Origin of the sequence: Runella sp. CRIBMP, from assembly GCF_009905605.1 — a bacterium.
GTDB lineage: Bacteria > Bacteroidota > Bacteroidia > Cytophagales > Spirosomataceae > Runella.
In genome coordinates this window covers 395,772-416,773 of record NZ_JAAAKZ010000003.1, presented here as the reverse complement: position 1 = coordinate 416,773, position 21,002 = coordinate 395,772, and the positions used below count along the sequence as shown (strand labels likewise).

Below are 21,002 nucleotides of genomic sequence, written 5' to 3'. Positions count from 1 at the left end.
TCAATTATTTTATTTTGGAATCACTATTTTCTGTTCTAGTTTTATGGCACAGTGCTACGTTATGGGAAACTATAGATAAAGTTACATTTATAGAACCCAAAGCCATAAAACATGTCTTTAATTCTCTCTCAAAAACTGTTGGCACTTGCGTACCAACAGCCCAACATCAAGCCTGAAAACGTTCAAACATTGGCTTGTCTTACTTCACAAGAGGTCATTGTTCTGATTCACTTAGCCGACGACCTCACCGCCGCCGAGCTGGCCGATAAGATTTTGTAATTTCAAATAAAGGCAAACTTACCATATCAATTGACAAAAGTTCCTGATTATGAAACCCACAATTCACCCAATAATAACGCTTGTTTTTTTATGTACCGGTGGAGTGTTGACTTTTGTTTGTCTAACCAATCCTAATTCGTTCAATAATTCTTATTTGAGATATTTTGTCTTATTTATAGGCATAGCCAGTGTTTTAATGGGAGTATTTTTGGAATACCTTAATTGGTTAACATATACACCCCTTGTAAAAAAAACAGTTATTTGGATTCTTGTAATTTTGCTACCTTTTTATGCGTCTATACTTTATTACGTACTTAGCGACAAATAGGATGAGACTTTATATTTTAGCGGTCCTAGTGGTGTGTAGTTTACATAACGGGTATACCCAGGGCCGTTTTGTCAGCAAAGGGGATGGGCAACCGGCGTTAGAAACAAAATTTTCGGGCGTTGAAGGAACACCTTACTGGAATGATTCCTTTGTGGAAGGAGAAACCAAATCACGGCAAAATGGGAAGTGGTATCGGTATCCCAAAGCAAGATTTGATACCTACAAAAATGAGTTTGAGTACGAGCAACCTTCTACGGCCAAACTACTCCGATTGGATGCCGCACAAATTTCTGAATTTAAACTCAATCAAGCTACTTTTCGGTGCGGATTCCCCCCAATCGGCGAGCAAGGTCCGCGTCATTTCTACCAAGTTCTGTATGATCAGCACACGAAGTTGTTGAAAAATATTCATACCAAAAAGATCTCCGAAACTGAATTTGGGTCAGTCGTAAAATCATCAAAATTTGTCCAGGAAGAAGAGCTATACCTCGTAAAAGAGGGACAAATAAGTCGTATCAAACGAAAAAAATCGGCGATTTTGGAGGCATTAAGCGACAAAGCCTCGATGATTACGGAGTTTGTTAAATCCAACCGTTTGGATTATTCCGTCGAAAGTGATTTAATAAAAATCCTTGAATTTTATGACCAGGAAACTCCCATAAAGTAATTGAAGAAGGGCTTTTTCAAAAACACTAAGTCCCCTCCCCAAAAAATAAATCCGCCTTTCCTACCCCTCACTCCCGACTTCTCCCTACTTTTGTATTCGTCTTGGGTGCCTCATGCCTGCTTCGTGGCAGGCTTTGACGGCTTAAAAGGGAATTCCGTGCAAAACGGAAACTGTCCCCGCAACTGTAAGTTTCATCCAAGGTCGCTCTTAACAACTGCATAAACCACTGATTTTCAAACGTAAATCGGGAAGGTGCAAGGGCGATGAAACAAGTCAGGAGACCTGCCCAATGAACTATTTAGTCGCCGCGCACGGAGGATGCGCAGCTAAACCGATTTTATTCTTTTAAATAGTATGAAAAACACCCTCAACCCCCGTCTGCTGACGTTGCTATGCTTTATGCTGGCCGCCGCGCTGATTCGTATTCTGAACGTGGCGCAGCTCTCGCCCGTTTCCAATTTTACACCGCTTGGCGCGATGGCGCTGTTTAGCGGTGCGTATTTCACCACCCGTTGGAAAGCCTTTGCTTTTCCGCTCATCACCCTTTTTATCAGCGATTTACTCATCAACGCCGTCATTTACCAAGGCCGCTACGGTATCATCTACGAGGGCTGGTATTGGGTATACGGCATTTTTGCGCTGATTGTTTTTTACGGAAAAGTGTTACTACAAAAAATCAACGTCAAAAACGTCGTTTTGGCCGCCGTCATTGCCACGTTGTCGCATTGGGTCTTGTCGGATGGTAGCGTGTGGCTGAGCGGTGGCATTGATGTGCGCACGGGTCTGCCACTTACCCGCGATGGGGCTGGGTTTGTACAATGCCTCACGCAGGGCGCGCCGTTTATGCGTAATTTTCTGGCGGGTACGTTGGCCTATAGCGCCTTGCTTTTTGGCGGCTTTGAAGTTCTGAAAATGCGTTTTCCCAAACTGGCCGTTGCTGAATAATGCAGACGGCTCTCATGAATTGGTCGGGAGGAAAAGACTCGGCGCTGGCATTGTATCATAGTTTGCAAAACAAAGCCTGCGACGTTCGTTACCTCCTGACTTCACTGAACGACTCCTTCCGACGAATCTCGATGCACGGCGTGCGCGAAGAGTTGCTCGACCAACAGGCCCAACGGCTCGGCATCGAACTGCTCAAGCTGCGCCTGCCCGAAACTACGTCTATGGAAGAATATCAACTCCGTATGGCTCAAATTCTCCAACCCCTAGCCGACGCGGGCATCACAAAATCCATTTTTGGCGATATTTTTCTGGAAGATTTGCGCCTTTACCGCGAAAATCAACTGGCGACCGTTGGAATGCAAGGAATATTTCCCCTCTGGAAACGTCCTTCGATGGAATTGCTGGAAGAATTTTGGGGCTTAGGATTCAAAACCATCGTCGTCAGCGTAAACGGAAATGTGTTGGACCGATCCTTTTGTGGCCGCGTGCTAGACCGCGATTTTGTCAGCGAATTGCCCGCCAATATCGACCCCTGCGGCGAAAACGGCGAATTTCACACCTTTGTTTTTGAAGCTCCTTATTTCTCCCAACCCATTGATTTTCAAAAAGGAGAAACCGTCGAGAAGACCTATCACTTCCAAAATACCGAAGGAGAAGACTTGACTTCCACTTATTTTTTTACAGATTTGTTGCCCATTTAAAGTTATTGCGCAAGATGAATCCTACGTTATCGAAAGACGCGGTACGCGAAATTTACGAATCTCCTATTTTGGAGTTGATTTACCGAGCCGCCACCGTTCACCGCCAACACCACGACCCCCAAGAAGTACAGGTCTGCACTTTGCTGTCTGTCAAAACGGGGGGCTGTCCCGAAGATTGCGCCTATTGCCCACAGGCTGCGCGGTACCACACGGGAGTACAAGCCCATAAATTGATGGAAGTGGATGAAGTATTAAGTGCCGCCCAACGCGCCAAACAAGCGGGCAGCACGCGCTTCTGCATGGGTGCCGCCTGGCGCGAAGTCCGTGATAATCGCGATTTTGATAAAGTATTGGAAATGGTCAAAGGCGTGAATCAACTCGAAATGGAAGTATGCTGCACGTTGGGAATGCTGACCGAAACCCAAGCTCAAAAACTGAAAGAAGCTGGGCTTTATGCCTACAACCATAACCTCGACACGAGCGAGGAGTTTTACGGCGATATTATTTCGACCCGTACCTACGACGACCGCCTCCAAACCATCAATCACGTGCAGAAAGTGGGAATTTCAGCCTGCTCAGGCGGTATCATCGGCATGGGCGAGAGCCACGACGACCGCATCGGAATGCTTCATACCCTGGCGTCGCTTCCAGAGGCTCCTGAATCGGTGCCTGTCAATGCCCTGGTGGCCGTAGAAGGCACGCCGCTGGAGCATCAAAAACGCGTATCGGTCTGGGATATGATTCGGATGATAGCCACGGCCCGCATTCTGATGCCCAAAGCCATGGTTCGTCTCTCGGCGGGCCGTGTCAATATGACGATGGAAGAACAGGCACTTTGTTTTATGGCAGGGGCGAATTCTATTTTTGCGGGAGAAAAGCTGCTAACAACCCCCAATCCTGATGTGGATGCCGACCAAGAGATGTTTCAAACCCTGAATATAAGGCCGCGTCCTGCCTTCAAAGCACAAAAACTGGAAGCGGTTTAGTCGCAACGTGCTCATTTGTTCTTGAAAATCCACTATTTTTGACTTTTATTTCGTTATCTCACTAAAAGAGACACTGAACCAGGACCAAATGCCGCCGCTAAAACCTGCCCAAGGAAAATTATTAATTGCCGAACCAACTTTGGGTGACCCCAATTTTGAACGGAGCGTGGTGTTTTTGTGCGAACACAACGAACATGGAACCTTTGGATTGGTCTTTAATCAAACCACCAATTTACACCTTAACGACGTTCTGAAAGAGCCCGTGGTGACCAATTTGCCACTTTATCTGGGCGGCCCAGTCGAACAGAACACATTGCATTTTCTTCATCGGTTGTCATTTATTGAAGATGCCGTGCCCGTAGGTGATAATTTATATTGGAGTGGCGATTTTGAACAAATTATGAGCATGCTCAACGTCGGAAAAATAACCGAACGAGATTTGCGTTTTTTCATTGGATATTCAGGATGGTCAGCGGGACAGTTGGACGAAGAACTCAGCAAAAACGCCTGGATTGTATCCGACACGGATGCTAGCTTTATCTTTGACACCCCAGTTGATCAATTTTGGAGGGCAGTTTTACGAAAAATGGGCGGAGAGTACCGGGTCAAATCGCATTATCCCACCGACCCACGGCTAAATTAAAGACAAACAATTAATAATCAATCACATAAACAATAGTGAGGTTGTCACTAACACAGCCAAGTGGTTTGAAAACCACCATAAACTAACTTTTTGAATTGTATCATGAATTTGAACCTTAGATTACTTCTACTTTTGGTGATTGTGTCCATTGGAGCACAGGCCCAGACTGTTTACATGAAACCCCATCTGGGTTTGCGCGCAGGATTAAATATTTCCAGCAGTACCTATTCTCCCAACTTTATTTACAGCCTCAAACGCCAGTCTCACCCTAATTTAGGTGTTTTCTACCGTATACGAAATCAAAAATGGGTTTTTCAACCAGAAGTACAACTTTCGGTACGCGGCGGTACATTTAAGGGAGAACTTGAAGTAGTACGCAACAATTTCAACTACGCCAGCTTTGTACCAGTGGTAGGATACATTCTCACCGAAGGCTTAACTTTTGAGGTTGCGCCAGAGTTTAGCTACGCCGTCAATAACCTCCGAAGCGTGGTTCCCCTTCGTAAAAACGAATTCAGCATGGGTACAGGGCTACGGTTTGACTTTATGGATATGGCGGAAGATTTCAGCCTGAACCTTCGTTACATTCACGGGTTCACCAATTTGTCAACTTCCAAAACTGAATCGCTTTACAATCGTACGTTACAGGTTTCGGTCATTTACAATTTGTACAAAAAGAAGTAGCTCAGGCAATCCACAAAGGGTTTTTTGAGGAAGAATAAATAAAATTTGGATTTATAAATCCCGATTGTAATTTTGCAACATGATTTTAAACGTAAAAAATAGCGCATGGTGGTGGCGTTCTTCTTACAAAAAGATGAACACGTAATGCTATGCTTATTTTTAACCCAAAAAGCTCGCTGTTCATCGCACAGCGAGCTTTTTTTATTTTCAATTCCCAAACTTGATAACTAACAAATTCAACCGATATAGGTAATGACAACGACCGATACTACCTTCAAAATCAGCACTCAAAGCCGTAAATTATTAGGAGATATGCTTACGCCCGTTGGCGTTTACCTCAAACTCCGCGATAAATTCCCCTACACCGTCATGCTCGAAAGTGCCGAATATCACGGCATGGAGCACGGCTTCAGCGTCATTGCCTGCGACCCCGTAGCCTCATTTGTGTTGGACGAAGACGTGGTAACGCAAACCTTTCCTGACGGCTCCGAAGATACGTTTGGTTTGCCTCATCGCAAACACGCTATGCAAACCCTACGGGATTTTATCCAGCGCTTTGACACTCCAAAAAATGATTACCCTTTCATCAATGGTGGTTTGTTTGGGCATATTACCTACGACTCGGTGGAATACTTTGAAGATATTGAAATTCAGCCAAAAACACCCGACAACGCCATTCCACAGATGGTGTATCGCGTGTATCGTTTTGTGATTGCGTTCAATCATTTCAAAGATGAAGTGTATTTGTTTGAGCATGATTATGGGGTGGCAAGACATGATTCCAGCCACAGCCGAAGTATGGGCATGGATTTGGATTCGTTGGAGATGATTGTTAAAGCACCCAAAATGGCGACGTTCCGCTTTAAAGCCAATGCCAGCGAAGAAAGCAACGTGACCGATGAACAAATGGCGGGGACGATTCAGCAATGCATCAATCATTGCTTGCGCGGCGATGTATTTCAGATTGTACCTTCGCGCCGTTTCAGCAAAAAATTTGAAGGCGATGAATTCAATGTCTACCGGGCTTTACGCTCCATCAATCCTTCTCCGTATCTTTTTTACTTTGATTTTGGCAATTACAAAGTGTTCGGTTCGTCGCCCGAAAAACAAATTTACATCAAAAACGGGCACGCCGAAATTCACCCCATTGCTGGCACTTTCCGACGTACGGGCGATGATGAAAAAGATGCTGAACTGGCGCGTCAACTAGCCGCCGACCCCAAAGAAACAGCCGAACACGTGATGTTGGTAGACTTAGCCCGTAATGATTTAAGTCGGAGCTGCGACGTGGTCAAAGTAGAAACCTACAAAGAGGCACAGTTTTTCTCACACGTGATTCACTTGGTTTCTAAGGTAACAGGAAAAATGAGCGCGGGGGTTAATCCACTCCAATTGGTTGCCGATACATTTCCCGCTGGAACGCTCTCAGGCGCCCCCAAACACAATGCGATGACCATCATAAATCGTCTTGAAACCACCAATCGTAGTATTTACGGCGGTGCATTGGGTCATATCAGTTTTAGCGGAGACTTCAATCACTGCATTACGATTCGTACTTTTTTGAGTAAAAACAATACGTTGTTTTATCAAGCAGGAATGGGCGTAGTGGCCAAATCGAACATTGCTTCTGAGATGCAGGAGGTGCATAATAAGCTCGCCGCGCTCCGCAACGCCATTGAAATGGCTAATGAATTGTAATAAAGCACCAAAACACAAAATCGTCCGTAATTCGAAACTGATTTTTTTCCAAAGTTTGTCTATCTTTGTTTCGTTTATTGCGTATATATTCTGTAATCAAACAAGAAAGTATAATGCATAATCGTTTTCACGGTATGAGGAAACTTTTTACACTACTGACCATTTTTTATTCCACACTCGCATTTGGACAGGGTTATATTGACCTTTCTTCAAATACAGAGGTGACGCCGTGGAGACCCGATGGCGCTTTATTGCAGACATTCAGTAACATTGGCACTCCACAGGTGACCGTCACGGCCACCGTTCAGGGGAACACCAATCGACTTCGTAACCAAACCCCCCGTAATGACTCCCGGGGATTGTGGTTAAACATCGCGTTAGGAAACCGTACCGAAGGCATCAGTGTTACGTTCACATTTAGTGAGCCCGTAACCAATTTATCATTTGGAATTCTGGGAATCGACCGCGAATTAAGCTTTAGTAACTATCAAGATCGTGTACTTATTGCGGGTTATGACGACAACGATATAGGCGTCACACCGGCCATTTCTTATAATCCTAATTTTGCCTTTTTAACCAACGGAATAGAGCCTTTTGTAAGAATTCTATCTGGTTTCAATTCCGATCCCTTAGACAGTACCCGCTCGACGGTTACTTTTCCAGGCACTGGTGTAAAAAAAGTGACCATTGCGTTCAATAGCGGTGATAATATCCGCAGCGGAGCCACTACTGCGCAAAGTATCTTCCTGACCGACCTATCATGGGCCAGTATTGTACCTGTTGAACTTATTTATTTTCGTGGAAAAGCAGAAAACGACCGCGTACGCCTGAATTGGGCCACCGCCAACGAATCCAACAGTGACTATTTTCAGGTAGAGCGCAGTACAGACTTAAAGGAATTTACGTCAATAGGGCGCATTTCATCGAAGGGAGATTCGAAGCAACGCGTCGAGTACAGCTTTTTGGATGAAGCGCCCTTGCCAGGAGTGAATTATTATCGACTGAAACAAGTGGACAAAGACCGTGCTTCAGAATATTCAAAAATCATTGCAGTCAGCCCTCAAACTGCCTCCTCACGGTTTGTTATTTATCCAAACCCTTCCGATGGGCAAAACATAAAACTGCAATTTGATAACCTTGAACTAGATGGTCTACGTTTGTCGACTTTACTTGGTCAGGAAATCCCTTTTGAGATTCAGGCCAGCAATACCAACAGTTTGACCATTAAACCGCTGCGCGAACTACAAACGGGGCTGTATTTCATCACCTATGCCGACGCAATGGGACGAGGAAGATTGACCCAAAAGCTGTGGGTGAATAAATAAGGGCTAGAAAAGGAGTCGACAGAAAATATTGAGTAATTATATAAACTCTTGCTGAATTTCTTCCTTAACAAACTTGAGCGCTGAAGCCGTAGGGTTGCGGTTTTCCTGAATGATTTTCTCGAAAATCTTCTTGGCTAAATCAAGCGGAGGCGCGTCGGGGGCCACCTCTGAGGCGGCTTGATTGATAAGCGTAATCACTTCCTGCTGGGCGCCCCGTATTTTCTCCCATGCCTCATGGCTCATATAAACTTGTTGCGAAAGATTATGATTGAATTCTTCGCGTACTTCATGCATTAAAATCTGCTGAAATTCAATGGCTTGAGTAGCCGAACCATTTAAACGAACTATAAGATTATTGGGGCTGATTCGTTCCAAAAAAAGGCACATCCGCTCGTAAGCCTGAAGCCGAATCGGCAGGGTTATTTCCAACTTTTTACTTCGGTTTTCCAGCTGTTTTTCCACAAATTGTTTTTTCAAAAAGGCAGTTACGGTCAAATACACCGCATATAACACCAAAGCGGCAGGAAGTACTATTTTCAAAAGGTCGGTGACAATTTCCATTCGTTTATTGTTTGTTTACCAGTAAAGAGTCTCCGCAAAGAACGCAAACTGTCGGCAAAATAGTGCGTATTTTTGCGGATTAACGCATAAAACTCCCATGATTACCAAAAATCCTATTAGAATCTCCCCCATTGCCCACCAAGAAATAGTGGATACTTTACGCATCAACAAGATTCCAGACACGTACGGATTAAGGGTCGGAATGAAAGGCGGAGGGTGCGGCGCCCAGTTCTTGTTGGGTTTTGATCTACCCACCGAAAACGACCACGTGTACATGGTAGATACCATCAAAGTCATTATCGACAAACGCCACTTAATGTACGTAATCGGCACAGAGGTAGATTTTGAAGAAACAAAGGAGGGGGCGGGATTTACATTGGTAAAATAACCTCACCTTGATAGCTAACCGCACCGCACTTTCAGTTATTTCAATCAATACTTATATAAGCAATGGTAACTTTTGGCACGATTTTAGGTCTGAAATAGACTGAATACATAAAAACCGGCAAAACCAATTTTTGGAACTTCGTGCGAAAAATTAGGAAACATATACCAGCCATTCTGGCTACATGTTCGTTACTGGTAGCATTATTGTCTTTCTTTTTCTTTGAAAGAGGGGCTTTGGGTGCGGCAGAGGAGACTTATTTCTCGGCTGTCAAAGAACGAATCAAGCATGAACTTTCGGTTTCGCAGGAGGAGATTGAACGCATTACCATGCTGGTTTCCCAAACCACAAATCCGCAGTTCTCGGACCTTCGTCTGCCCACCAAATACCCTTACTACGTTTACCAAAACGGGCGTTTGATTTTTTGGTCCGATTATCGATTTATTCCAGACTATGAAGCTATTTATAAAATATCTCAAACTCAACTTGTTACCTTTGACCAAAGCAAGTATTTAGTCAGTCGTCGGCAGTTTACACGACCCAATGCACGTATTGATGTAGTTTCAGTCATTAATTTGTACCGATACTATAAGAACGAAAATAACTACTTACAATCGGGCTACAACACAACTCTTTTTACGGTAGACCCCGAGCTAATTTCAACCAATTTTGGGCCAGCGTATCAAAACATTCTGGACAACCAAAATCGATTTTTGTTTTCTATCATCCCCCCCAAATTTGACTCCTACCATAATCAAACAGCCCCCGTCAACACCATCACATGGGGAATATTAGCGGCAGTTTTGTTCGGGATATACATTATCCAATGGGTCATTACATTAAGCAAACAGAAGCGTTATGAAATGGCATTTTTGCTATTGATGATATATTTGGTACTCCTTCGGGCAGGGATGCTTTATTTTGGAATTCCTTTTTTATTCTCCGAAAACGATTTATTTAACCCCAAATTTTATGCTTCCTCACCTATTGCCCCTTCCCTCGGCGACTTTTTGCTCAATTGCATAGTTTGCTTTATATTATCGCTTTACGTAGCTGATTTTTATTTCCGTTCAAAGGCTTACCTATTCTTAGTAAATATCTCCCAAAAAGTACAACCTATTTTATCAGTTCTATTTATCATTCTTAGTTTTGGGGTATTTTACCTAAGTCTGTTAGAACTTAATAACATCTACGAAAAATCACAATTTACGCTCGACATCACGTTAAGCATCTCGTTCTCTGTCCTTAAAATAGCCTGCCTCATTATCTTTATTCTTATTTCGAGCATCTATTTTCTGTGTACTCACTTATTAGTAGGATTATTTATTCGACTCAACCCAAAAAAAATATATGGTGTGCTGATATTTGCGATTGGCGCCCTTATCTTTCTACTTCTGGCGATTATTTTGGGAGGCGACCTTAAATGGATTTTGGGTGTTCATGCTCTTTATTTTTTATTGTTATACTTCGCCCGGTTTCCACGTGTTTTATACACATTTCGTTATCGAACCACCATTTATTATTTTCTGGGGGCTTTTTTCTGGGCCATCGTTACGACCTACGTGGTCTACAATGAAGAAGAACAAAAAGACATTGCCAACAAAAAAGAATTTGGAGAGCAAATTTTTTCTGAAAATGATGGTTTGGGTGAATTTTTGTTGGACCGCGCCAAAGAGTCAATCAGTAAAGACCCCGAAATCCAAAATTCATTTGTCAGTGATACAGTTTTGTCCCGAGAGCGTATTCAGCAAATCGTGAAGAGTATTCACTTGGATAAATACTTTGATAAGTATGATATTGAAGTAGTGTCGTTTCGGGCCGATGGGCAGCCTTTAGATACGTCCATTTCGGATGAAACATTTGACAACTATACTAAGTTTTACCAGCTGTCCAAATACCAAACCAAGTACCCTTCCCTTTATTTTATTAATGATCTTGTCAACAATTTCAAGAAACAGTACTTGAGTTTGATTGATATTCGCAAAGGCTCAACCTTAGTTGGGCGGGTAGTACTCAACCTAAACCCCCGCGAAGAGCAGTCCAGAAATGTATATCCAGAGTTATTGATGGATAAAAAGTTTGTGCAGGCTCCCGAAACACGTCAGTACAGCTATGCCGTCTATGATACGGCCAAAAACCTTATTTATAGCTCAGGCAGCTACAACTACGACCGAAAAATGCCGCATGTTGAGTTGGACAATCCAGTTTTATACACACGGGGCATCCAACTCTATGATTACAAACATATAGGCAATCGCGATAAAAACAACCGATACATGATTGTATCGTCTAAATCGTATCCTTATAAAAGTATTATTTCCAATTTCTCATTTTTGTACCTCATATTGGTATTATACGTCATTGGTATTATTGGCGTATATGCCCTAAAATATGGCTTACGACGGCTGAAAATCAGCTATACAACCAAAATTCAGATTTTGCTCAATGTTGCTTTTTTCACGCCATTATTACTCATTGTACTTATTACCCTACAAGTTATTACGGCCAACTACAACAGCAATCAAGAAAATACCTATCTCACCAGTACCAAAAACATCGGCAACAACTTTGCCCCTTATCTGGAAGAGTACCTTAGTGGAAAAAGAAGCCGAGACGCAATGGAAGAAGAACTTGGGAAAATTGCCCGGGATGCCAACGTTGACATTAATTTCTTTAATGAAGAAGGCAACCTCAGCATCACCACCGAGCCCCTGATTTATGAAATCAAACTTTTATCCAAATGGCTCAACCCTGATGCTTATATTCACCTGATTCAAGACCGGGAAAACGAAGTATTATTGGACGAATCGCTGGGAAAAAAGCAGTATCGCACCGCATACGTGATTGTTCGGGCTCGCAACACCAGCAAGCCATTGGGTATTTTGAGCATTCCATATTTTGATTCAAAACCAGAACTTGATCGGCAAATCATTGAAGTAATTTCAACGATTTTGAGCGTGTTTGCCATTATGTTTCTATTGTTTTTAGCCATTTCTTACTGGGCTTCCAACCTATTGACTATTCCGCTACGCATCCTGACGCAGAAAATCAGACGAATCAACCTGCACCAACTTAACGAGCCCGTCAATTGGAAATCAGACGATGAGATTGGCTTGTTGGTAGGTTCTTATAACCAAATGTTGAAGAAACTAGATGAGAGCAAAGAAGAACTCGCCAAAAATGAAAAACAGTCGGCATGGCGCGAGATGGCCAAGCAGGTAGCGCACGAAATCAAGAACCCTCTAACACCGATGAAGCTGACGATTCAACAGCTTCAGCGAACGATGCTGCGTGATTTGCCGCCTAATTTACCCCAAAATGAGCGCATAAAACGCACCTTCGAATCGTTGATTGACCAGATAGACAATATCAGTGACATTGCCACGTCGTTTTCAGATTTCGCCAAAATGCCACTTCCCAAAAATGAGCTATTTGAGATTTCATCCGTACTGAATAAGGCCGCTGATCTGTATGCCGACGACACCAAAATTATCCTTCACCGAGATATTCAAAACCGAAGAGTGAACGTAATCGGTGACCGACAACTCATTGGTCGTATCATCACCAATCTGATTATCAATGGAATACAGTCTGTTCCAACGGGGCGTCGGCCAGAAATATTCCTTCGATTACGGATTGATGAAGGCAATGTTTACATCGAAGTACAAGACAACGGAAATGGTATTCCAGAAGCCATCCGTCCAAAAGTATTCTTGCCTAACTTCAGTACCAAGCAAGATGGTTCAGGCTTAGGACTGGCCATTGCCAAGCGAGGGGTGGAACATGCCGGAGGCTCCATCTGGTTTGAAACAGAAGAAGGAACAGGAACTACATTTTTCCTATCCCTCCCCTTGAAGCACAGCGACCGTACTGCTGAAGTAAGTAATAATCTTATTTAATGCTCAAACTAAGCACTGGAATATCCGAATGATTGACGGTATCTTCGGTCATGCTACCCATGAAAAAGTGGGCTAGTCCTCGACGTTGATGCGTACCCATCACAATCAAATCCGCATGGTTCTGGTGCGCAAAGTCAAGAATAGCATCTTCTTCATTGAATACTTCAGTGTCAGACACAAACAAGGTTGCATTTTTTAAACCTGATTCTTTCACCAAAAAATCTTTTTGGGCTTCCATCGCCGCCGTGTTTTTAAAATGGCCTGGATCATTGATGTAAAGCAAAGACACCTCTCCGCTAAAAATTTTCTGCAAAGCCGCAAAAGCCTTAAAAGCTGGAAGTTGACTTTCTTTGAGCGTAGTGGGAAAAACAATTTTACCAAACGATACTACTGGGGAAGGCACGGCCAAAACGGGGCATTTTACCCGACGAATCACTTTCTCAGTATTTGACCCTACGATAATTTCTTCCATTCCCGACACACCGCGCGTTCCCATCACGACTAAGTCAATGGCGTGGTCTTTCACAAAATCTTCGATAACACTTACCATCGGCCCCCCAATAACGGCCGTCTTAACTTTTACCCTCGCAAACTTTCCACTCTCGGCAATTTCGGCCAATGTTTTTTTCAAGCTCTCCGTGACCATGTCCAAATACTCATCCTCAATAGCTTTATCGTAGAGATAGTACTCCGCCAACGGCGTTGCCGTCACCATTTTTTCGTTGGCATGGAGCAACATTATTTCGGCATTTGTTTTAAAGGCTATATCGGCCGCCACTTCAAGGGCATTGTGCGCAAAACCTGAGAAGTCAGTAGGAACTAATATCTTTTTCATTGCAGTACATCGGTTGATTTAAAAATGATAGTAAATGTACATTTACCACGAAGTTCAAATGCTGACAAAAATCAAGACAACTGACTGATTTCCATCAACTAATCACTTTTCATCGGAAAATATGTCACCAACCTGATGTCTATCAATCAATCTCTGCTTAATTTTGGTAACCAATATTCATTTAACAAAACCATCGATGAACCTTTTCAAAATAAGTTGGGCCAATCTCAAAGATAAAAAGCTGAACAGTTTTCTAAGCGCACTCCTGATGACGCTCGGAATCGGTATTATTTCGATGTTATTGTTGCTCAACAAGCAGTTGGATGAGCAGTTTCGCCGCAACATCAAAGGGATTGATATGGTCGTGGGGGCCAAAGGCAGCCCACTGCAACTGATTCTATCTAGTATTTATCAAATCGACTCCCCTACGGGCAATGTGTCGCTCGACGAAGCTCAACGGGTGATGAAAAACCCACTGGTCAAAACGGCCATTCCGTTGGCGATGGGGGATAACTATATGTCGTACCGGATTGTGGGAACAAACCCAAAATACCCCAATCATTTTGAAGCCAAAGTAAAAGAAGGACGGCTTTTTTCGACCACGATGGAGGCAACCTTGGGGGCCAAAGCCGCAAGTGTGACAGGCTTAAAAATCGGCGATACTTTTTCGGGAGCACACGGTTTTGACAACATGGATGATGTCCATGGCAACAAAAAATACAAAGTAGTTGGTATTTTCGAAACCAATAATTCCGTCATTGATCAGCTTATTTTAACCGATATTTCGAGCGTATGGTCTATTCACGAGCACGCCGATGAGCCCGGCAAAGGCGCCAACGTAACCGATATGCTCACGGGAGGCGATTCTACCCAAACCGACGAGCCAAGTCAAGAAATCACTAGCCTGTTGGTAAAATTTAGGAATCCAATGGGCATGGTAGCCTTACCACGATTTATTAATGAAAACACCAAAATGCAGGCCGCTTCGGTGGCTTTTGAAATCAATCGTTTGTTTTCATTATTGGGCATCGGTATTGATACCCTACGCGCTATTGCGCTGATTATCATTCTCATTGCGGGCGTGAGTGTTTTTATTTCGCTCTATAATTCACTGAAAGAACGTAAATACGAAATGGCCCTGATGCTTTCGATGGGTGCCACCCGCACCAAACTTTTTGTGATGTTATTACTCGAAGGAATTATGTTGGCACTGGTAGGCTATGGCGCAGGAGTTTTGCTCAGTCGCGTGGGGCTATGGCTATTCAGTCGGGCGGCTGAGTCGGATTATCACTATTCTTTTGCCGATTTTAGTCTTCTACCCGAAGAAATTATGCTTCTAGGCGGAGCCATATTGATTGGAATTTTAGCGGCGGCCATTCCTTCATTGGGCATCTATCGCATCAATTTGTCGCGGACATTGGCCGAAGAATAAAGCATTACACTTAAGACCGCTGGTTGGTAAAATGCCCATCAGCGGTTTCCTTTCATTTAACAGAACTTCCTAAATCCTGATGCAAGCTCTTTACTTCTTGCCCGAAAAACACGGCTGACTGACGGTCAAATGCCTCGGTCGAGTCCGTGGTATAAAATGTCCGTTTGCCATTTTTACTGCATTTAGCTTCCAGTTCGGGATGGCGCTGAAGATAATCCGTCAAACTGTGCGCCACAATTTCGGCTTGATTGATGATGCGAATAGAAGCTGGCAAAAACTGTCGTATCTTCTTGATTAGCAACGGATAATGCGTACATCCCAACAAAACAGCATCAATATCAGGGGACTGCGCCAGCAAATGATCAACGTGCTTTTTGACAAAATAATCTGCTCCATCGCTGTCAAATTCCCCATTTTCAATCAATGGCACCCACATTGGGCAAGCTTCCTGCACGACGTGTATGTCTGGGAAAAATTTCTTTATTTCAACCAAATACGATTTCGACAAGACCGTACCTGCCGTGGCAAAAATCCCGATATGCTGCGTATCGGTAAATGTCCCAATCACTTCGGTGGTAGGTCGAATAACGCCTAAAACCCGCCTATCAGGAGCAATATGCGGCAAATCCAGTTGCTGAATATTACGTAAGGCTTTGGCCGAAGCCGTATTACACGCCAGAATCACCAAATGACAGCCTTTAGAAAAAAGATGTTTGACGCATTCGAGCGTATAATGATACACTGTATCAAACGAGCGCGTGCCGTAGGGAGCACGGGCATTATCACCCAAGTACAAGTAATCGTACTGGGGCAATTGCTTCACCAACTCTCTTAAAATTGTTAAGCCGCCGTAACCCGAATCAAATACGCCAATCGGCCCCTGCATTGATGTTCATTTAAAGTGATTACCAAGATACTGTTTTTAAAAACTCCGCCACAAACAGCCCGCAATACGTGCCAATGGCATTTCCCAAAGCACCCACCAAAATTCCTGGCAAGTACAAATCTGGACGATTCAGACTTTTGGACAAGGCCAGCGCCGACGCAGAACCTCCGATATTGGCTTGTGAAGCGATAGATAAAACATCCCAATCCTGTTTTAAAAGCGCCCCAATTCCGAAGATGACCAACGCATGAATCACAATCAATGTGCTTACAAAAACCATCATGCTAATGGCCAAAGGCCCGTCTTTAAGCAAGGCCTCAATATCGCAAAAAGCGCCGATGACGGCCAAAAATAAATAAATAAAAAACATCGCCAACACCTTCATTCCCCGTAAACGCTGTACTACTGGAAGTTGGGCCAATGCCAACGCCAACGTGGTTAAAATAAGGATTTGAGGTACCTGCGGTATCATCACCGCCAATTGTTTAGATACATACAGCCCTGCCGCCCCCATCCCCACCAAAATGGCCAAATCTTGTGGGCTGAAGGTTTCAACATCACTCACTTGCGCCGAAGCCTCTTTTTCAAACTGTTGCGCCTGTTCGGCGGTATGATTGTATTCGATGCGTCTGGGTAAATAACGATTGAGGAGCTGAGGTAATAGTAATGTCGCCACCATCCATAAAGCCGTCAGGATATTATCCACCGCCACCGCTGCGGCATACACATTTCCTTCTTTATTGACTTCGTAATGCAGCGCCAATGCGTTGAAATTTGTACTGCCACCAATGTACGTACCCGTAAACATTCCTCCCAACGCATAATAAAACTCCCCAAAACCTTTGGGGCCTGAAATAGCCCAAATACCAGCAATAACGCCCAACATTGTTCCAGCTGTTCCCAGAAAAAAACTCAGAATCATGGGTGTACCAGCCTTTTTCAACCCTTTCAGATTAACAGTCAGTAGTAAATAGAATATCGAAATCGGCGCGAGATAAATAAAAATGCCGTCGTAAATCGGCGGTGAATTGGTTGAAGCTGGTATTAAGCCTAGATTGGACGTAATTGCGGTCAATATAATGACGATGAGCGCCGTACCCATATGACGCAGGTACGGCAGTCGTGCCAATCGTTCGGAAATGATGATATTGACCATCAATACCGCCAGAATAGGCAATGAATCTTGAAATAAAGGCATAGCAGGTTAAGGAATGGGTAAATAGCTGATGCAATTTATCATTTCTTATTGCATTTGCACTATCGTAACCCCCGCTCCTCCACGATCTGGGTGTTCATCCTGCATTTTTCCTACCTGCTTGTACGATTTTAAGTGATTACGAACCAATTGACGCAAAATACCGTCGCCTTTTCCATGCACAATCCGCAACTCATTAAAACCAAGCATCAGGGCATTGCTCAAAAAGTCGTCTAATTCAACAATTGCTTCTTCTCCGCGCTTGCCTCTAATATCAAGATTGAAGCTAAAATTCATCATCTTTTCATTGATATCAATTCCGCCCACGCCCGTTCTTATGCCTGCGCCCGCTCCTTTTTCCCCCGTTGCTTCTTTGTACGCTTTTTTGGAGACCTTTTCCAACCGATTCAATTTTACATTGGACTTTAAATCGCCGATTCGAATCTCCACATCTTTGCCTTTCATGGCCAGCACTTCACCCACGGTAGCCTGTCCTTTGATACGTACAAAACTCCCAATGGTAACTTCTCCCCCTTCGGGAATAAATTCCTCGCGCTCGGGTTCAGCAACCGCTTCAATTTTCAACTCCTGCTTTTCAAACTGCTCCAGTTCCTGCCGTATCAGTTTTGTGGTATCGCGTTCGGCTTTGTTTTCCTTTATTTCCCGAATGGTACTTTCGATGCGCTGATTGGCCGTAGCCAACAGTTGCTTGGCTTTTTGCTTGGCATCGTTGATGATTTTCTTTTGGTCATTGTCCAAACGCGTCTGCAACGCTGTCGTTTCGACCAGTTGCTGGGCCAGTTTTCGCTCCTTGATTCCTATTTCAATGTTCTTTTCCGAAAACACTTTTTTCTCAATATCCAGCTCTTTCAACAATTTTTCGAAATTGACCTGCTGCGTACCTAATTTACCCTTAGCCCGTTCAATAACAGCCTTCGGCAAACCGATTTTGGTCGCAATTTCAAAAGCAAAACTACTGCCCGGTTTGCCGATTTCGAGTTGATACAGCGGCTCCAGATGTTCTCCATCGTAGCGCATAGCACCATTTACCAATCCCTGCGTTTTATCAGCGTAGGTTTTGAGGTTGGTATAGTGCGTATTGATTACGCCAAATGCGCCCGACTTGGTCAAATCTTCCAATATGGCTTCCGCAACCGCACCGCCTAAGCTTGGCTCAGTTCCTGTTCCAAATTCATCAATCAAAAATAGCGTACGTTTATTGGCAAATTGCAAGAAATGACGCATGTTGGTCAGGTGGCTGCTGTACGTACTCAAATCATTGTCTAGGCTTTGCTCATCGCCGATGTCAATAAATAAATTCTGAAACAACCCCACCGTAGAATCTTCACGCATGGGCACGAGCAAACCGCATTGAAGCATATATTGCACCAATCCTATTGTTTTCAATGCCACGGATTTCCCTCCAGCGTTTGGTCCCGAAATCACCAAAATACGCTGATTTTGACGCAGTTCAATGCCCAAAGGAACCACTTTTCGGCCCTGTTTCTGAAAAGACAAATACAATAATGGATGCCGTGCCATGCGCCAGTCAATCACGGGTTGATTCACAAAAGCGGGATTGACGGCTCCTAATAGTGACGCGAATTTTGCTTTGGCACGAATAAAATCTACCATCCCCAAAAACTGACAAGCTTTTTGCAACTCAGGCAAATGCGGCCGTATTTGGTTGGCCAGTTGAATCAAAATACGATTAATCTCCCGTCGTTCGGCGTATTCTAACTCTTTGATTTCATTGTTGGCATCCAATACGTCGGCCGGCTCAATAAACAGCGTTTGCCCCGTCGATGATTCGTCGTGCACAAACCCTTTCAATTTCCGCTTGTGTTCGGCAGAAATCGGAATTACCATTCGGCCATTACGTACCGTTAAGGATACATCATCTCCTACCCAACCGCTACTTTTGGCGTGCTTGAGCATTGAATCCAGCTTTTTACGCACCCCCGCTGCTTCCGAAATCAATCGACGACGGATATCCGCCAACTCGGGCGAGGCGTTGTCACGGATCTGTCCGCGGTCGTCAATGATGCGGTCGATGGCATCACTGACCGATTTTTCCACTTTGACGTTGCCTGCCAATTCAGTTAAAAAAGGGAATCGTCCTTCTTCCTGCTCGGCCAGAAACTTCAGCACCTGGCGAATGGTGCGGAGCGAAAGTTTCAAATCAAAAAACTCATCCAACGACAAAACCATGCCTTCCACCCGCATTTTATCCAAAGCGGGGGTAGCATCCAAATAGTTTTGGGAAGGAAACTCGCCCGTCGATTCTTCGAGAATAGCTTTCATCTCGGCAGTTTGACGAGTCAATTTATCAATCACGGCGAAATTATCCGAAAAGCGAATCTTCTGCACAAAGGCCCGCCCGAGTGGGCTCAGGCACAACTCACTCAATTGTTCGCGAATGCGGTCAAATCCTAATTTTTGTTCTAAATCTTGCGGGTATAACATTGTCATTCAACATAAGGCATTGAACATTTATCAAAATGTATAGCCAATGCTAAATGACAAATGTTCAAGGAAAAGTTCCCACAAAGGTAGTCACTATACAATGAAGTATTGTTAAACCCACGGTTAGTACTTAATTTTACGACCAAAACTCACCCACAGACTCCACTTTTGACGGTGGATTACTCACTAAATTCATGTTTCATATCATTCCCGCCATAGACCTTATTGAAGGCAAGTGTGTACGCCTAACCCAAGGCGATTACGAACAAAAAAAAATCTACAATGAGCATCCGTTAGAAGTTGCTATGCAGTTTGAGGATGCGGGACTCACTCGCCTACACCTTGTTGATTTGGACGGTGCGAAGGCTAAAAAAGTAATCAATTGGAAAGTTTTGGAAACCATCGCGACCAAAACCAAACTTCATGTCGATTTTGGCGGAGGCGTTCAGTCAGAAGACGATTTGCGGGTGGTATTTGAATCAGGAGCTAAACAGGTGACGGGCGGGAGTATTGCCGTAAAAAATCCAGATTTATTTGAAAAATGGCTTTCAAATTACGGCGGCGAAAAAATCATTCTAGGTGCCGATGCCCGCAATGAGCGCGTAGCCGTCAGCGGTTGGGAGGAAGGTACCGAACTATGGGTCTATGATTTTGTACAAAAATGGATTGATAAAGGCGCACAGTATACTATAAGTACAGATGTTGCCAAAGACGGATTGCTTCAGGGACCTTCTTTTGAATTGTATAGAAATATGCAGGACCAATGCCCTGGCATACAAATCATTGCCAGCGGAGGCGTAAGCAACTTAGACGATATCGAAATGTTGGCCGAAATGAATCTTTTTGGCGTAATTGTTGGGAAAGCCATTTATGAAGGCAAAGTGACTCTGGCAGAGCTGCAACGCTGGTCTATTAAGTAATTTTTCATGTATAAATTACTTAAAAAATAAATTCTGTTTATGAAAAACAATTTGGTTGTACAATTTTTTCTTGGTTAAGTGTAATACAGACAATAATTCTGGATTCCAAAGAATACTCGGAATTATATTTGGTGTTTCCTTTACACTTTAAAAAAAATTTGGCAAAC

At 43.7% G+C, this 21,002-nt stretch carries 18 protein-coding genes and 1 riboswitch; of the genes, 13 read left to right on the top strand and 5 right to left on the bottom strand.

What is annotated here, in order from left to right:
* Positions 1-111: 111 nt before the first annotated feature.
* The 9 genes from GVN20_RS11615 to GVN20_RS11575 all read left to right on the top strand — a co-directional run bounded on the left by GVN20_RS11615 (position 112) and on the right by GVN20_RS11575 (position 8,256).
* The gene (locus GVN20_RS11615) at positions 112-279 is read left to right on the top strand and encodes a hypothetical protein (RefSeq protein ID WP_166558480.1); all 168 of its coding nucleotides are present in this window, start codon (positions 112-114) and stop codon (positions 277-279) included.
* Between the two features lie 329 nt (positions 280-608).
* Entirely contained in the window at positions 609-1,274 is a 666-nt protein-coding gene (locus tag GVN20_RS11610; RefSeq protein WP_166558479.1) for a hypothetical protein, read from the top strand.
* A gap of 86 nt (positions 1,275-1,360) precedes the next feature.
* Positions 1,361-1,579, top strand: a riboswitch (cobalamin riboswitch).
* Positions 1,580-1,628: 49 nt separating this feature from the next.
* Entirely contained in the window at positions 1,629-2,219 is a 591-nt protein-coding gene (locus tag GVN20_RS11605) for a DUF6580 family putative transport protein (RefSeq protein WP_166558478.1), read from the top strand.
* A complete protein-coding gene (locus GVN20_RS11600; protein WP_229599040.1) occupies positions 2,219-2,920 on the top strand; it encodes a diphthine--ammonia ligase in 702 nt (233 codons plus the stop codon). The genes GVN20_RS11605 and GVN20_RS11600 overlap by 1 nt, the downstream gene beginning before the upstream one ends.
* A gap of 14 nt (positions 2,921-2,934) precedes the next feature.
* The gene (bioB, locus tag GVN20_RS11595) at positions 2,935-3,906 is read left to right on the top strand and encodes a biotin synthase BioB (protein WP_166558477.1); all 972 of its coding nucleotides are present in this window, start codon (positions 2,935-2,937) and stop codon (positions 3,904-3,906) included.
* 88 nt (positions 3,907-3,994) lie between these two features.
* Positions 3,995-4,549 (top strand): YqgE/AlgH family protein, encoded by a 555-nt coding sequence (locus GVN20_RS11590; protein WP_166558476.1) that lies wholly within the window; start codon positions 3,995-3,997, stop codon positions 4,547-4,549.
* Between the two features lie 102 nt (positions 4,550-4,651).
* Positions 4,652-5,233, top strand: coding sequence for an outer membrane beta-barrel protein (locus tag GVN20_RS11585; protein WP_166558475.1), 582 nt, complete (start codon positions 4,652-4,654; stop codon positions 5,231-5,233).
* 252 nt (positions 5,234-5,485) lie between these two features.
* On the top strand, positions 5,486-6,931 hold the full coding sequence (locus tag GVN20_RS11580) for an anthranilate synthase component I family protein (protein WP_166558474.1): 1,446 nt from the start codon (positions 5,486-5,488) through the stop codon (positions 6,929-6,931).
* A 134-nt stretch (positions 6,932-7,065) separates the two neighbouring features.
* A complete protein-coding gene (locus GVN20_RS11575) occupies positions 7,066-8,256 on the top strand; it encodes a T9SS type A sorting domain-containing protein (protein WP_166558473.1) in 1,191 nt (396 codons plus the stop codon).
* A gap of 36 nt (positions 8,257-8,292) precedes the next feature.
* Here the strand turns inward: GVN20_RS11575 and GVN20_RS11570 are convergent, their stop codons facing one another.
* Complete coding sequence (locus tag GVN20_RS11570) at positions 8,293-8,817, bottom strand: hypothetical protein (RefSeq protein WP_166558472.1); 525 nt, start codon at positions 8,815-8,817, stop codon at positions 8,293-8,295.
* A 97-nt stretch (positions 8,818-8,914) separates the two neighbouring features.
* Here GVN20_RS11570 and GVN20_RS11565 point away from each other — a divergent pair, with 97 nt between their 5' ends.
* Together GVN20_RS11565 and GVN20_RS11560 are read left to right on the top strand one after the other, a co-directional pair.
* The gene (locus GVN20_RS11565; RefSeq protein WP_166558471.1) at positions 8,915-9,205 is read left to right on the top strand and encodes an iron-sulfur cluster assembly accessory protein; all 291 of its coding nucleotides are present in this window, start codon (positions 8,915-8,917) and stop codon (positions 9,203-9,205) included.
* 140 nt (positions 9,206-9,345) lie between these two features.
* On the top strand, positions 9,346-13,101 hold the full coding sequence (locus tag GVN20_RS11560) for a PAS domain-containing sensor histidine kinase (RefSeq protein WP_166558470.1): 3,756 nt from the start codon (positions 9,346-9,348) through the stop codon (positions 13,099-13,101).
* On the opposite strand, the gene GVN20_RS11555 is transcribed toward GVN20_RS11560, so the two are convergent.
* Positions 13,094-13,936 carry a universal stress protein gene (locus tag GVN20_RS11555; protein WP_166558469.1) on the bottom strand — a complete coding sequence of 281 codons (843 nt, stop codon included), beginning with the start codon at positions 13,934-13,936 and terminating at the stop codon, positions 13,094-13,096. The genes GVN20_RS11560 and GVN20_RS11555 overlap by 8 nt on opposite strands.
* A 196-nt stretch (positions 13,937-14,132) precedes the next feature.
* Between GVN20_RS11555 and GVN20_RS11550 the strand changes: the two genes are divergently transcribed.
* Entirely contained in the window at positions 14,133-15,368 is a 1,236-nt protein-coding gene (locus GVN20_RS11550) for an FtsX-like permease family protein (RefSeq protein ID WP_166558468.1), read from the top strand.
* 52 nt (positions 15,369-15,420) lie between these two features.
* Here GVN20_RS11550 and murI read toward each other — a convergent pair whose 3' ends face one another.
* The 3 genes from murI to GVN20_RS11535 are packed head-to-tail and all read right to left on the bottom strand — an operon-like array spanning position 15,421 to position 19,915.
* Complete coding sequence (gene murI, locus GVN20_RS11545) at positions 15,421-16,254, bottom strand: glutamate racemase (protein WP_166558467.1); 834 nt, start codon at positions 16,252-16,254, stop codon at positions 15,421-15,423.
* Positions 16,255-16,273: 19 nt separating this feature from the next.
* A complete protein-coding gene (locus tag GVN20_RS11540) occupies positions 16,274-17,452 on the bottom strand; it encodes a DUF819 domain-containing protein (protein ID WP_166558466.1) in 1,179 nt (392 codons plus the stop codon).
* A 45-nt stretch (positions 17,453-17,497) separates the two neighbouring features.
* Positions 17,498-19,915 carry an endonuclease MutS2 gene (locus GVN20_RS11535; protein WP_166558812.1) on the bottom strand — a complete coding sequence of 806 codons (2,418 nt, stop codon included), beginning with the start codon at positions 19,913-19,915 and terminating at the stop codon, positions 17,498-17,500.
* A 194-nt stretch (positions 19,916-20,109) separates the two neighbouring features.
* On the opposite strand from GVN20_RS11535, the gene hisA reads away from it, so the two are divergent.
* Positions 20,110-20,835, top strand: a complete 726-nt coding sequence (gene hisA, locus GVN20_RS11530) for a 1-(5-phosphoribosyl)-5-[(5-phosphoribosylamino)methylideneamino]imidazole-4-carboxamide isomerase (RefSeq protein ID WP_166558465.1) — start codon at positions 20,110-20,112, stop codon at positions 20,833-20,835.
* The last annotated feature ends 167 nt before the right edge of the window (positions 20,836-21,002 follow it).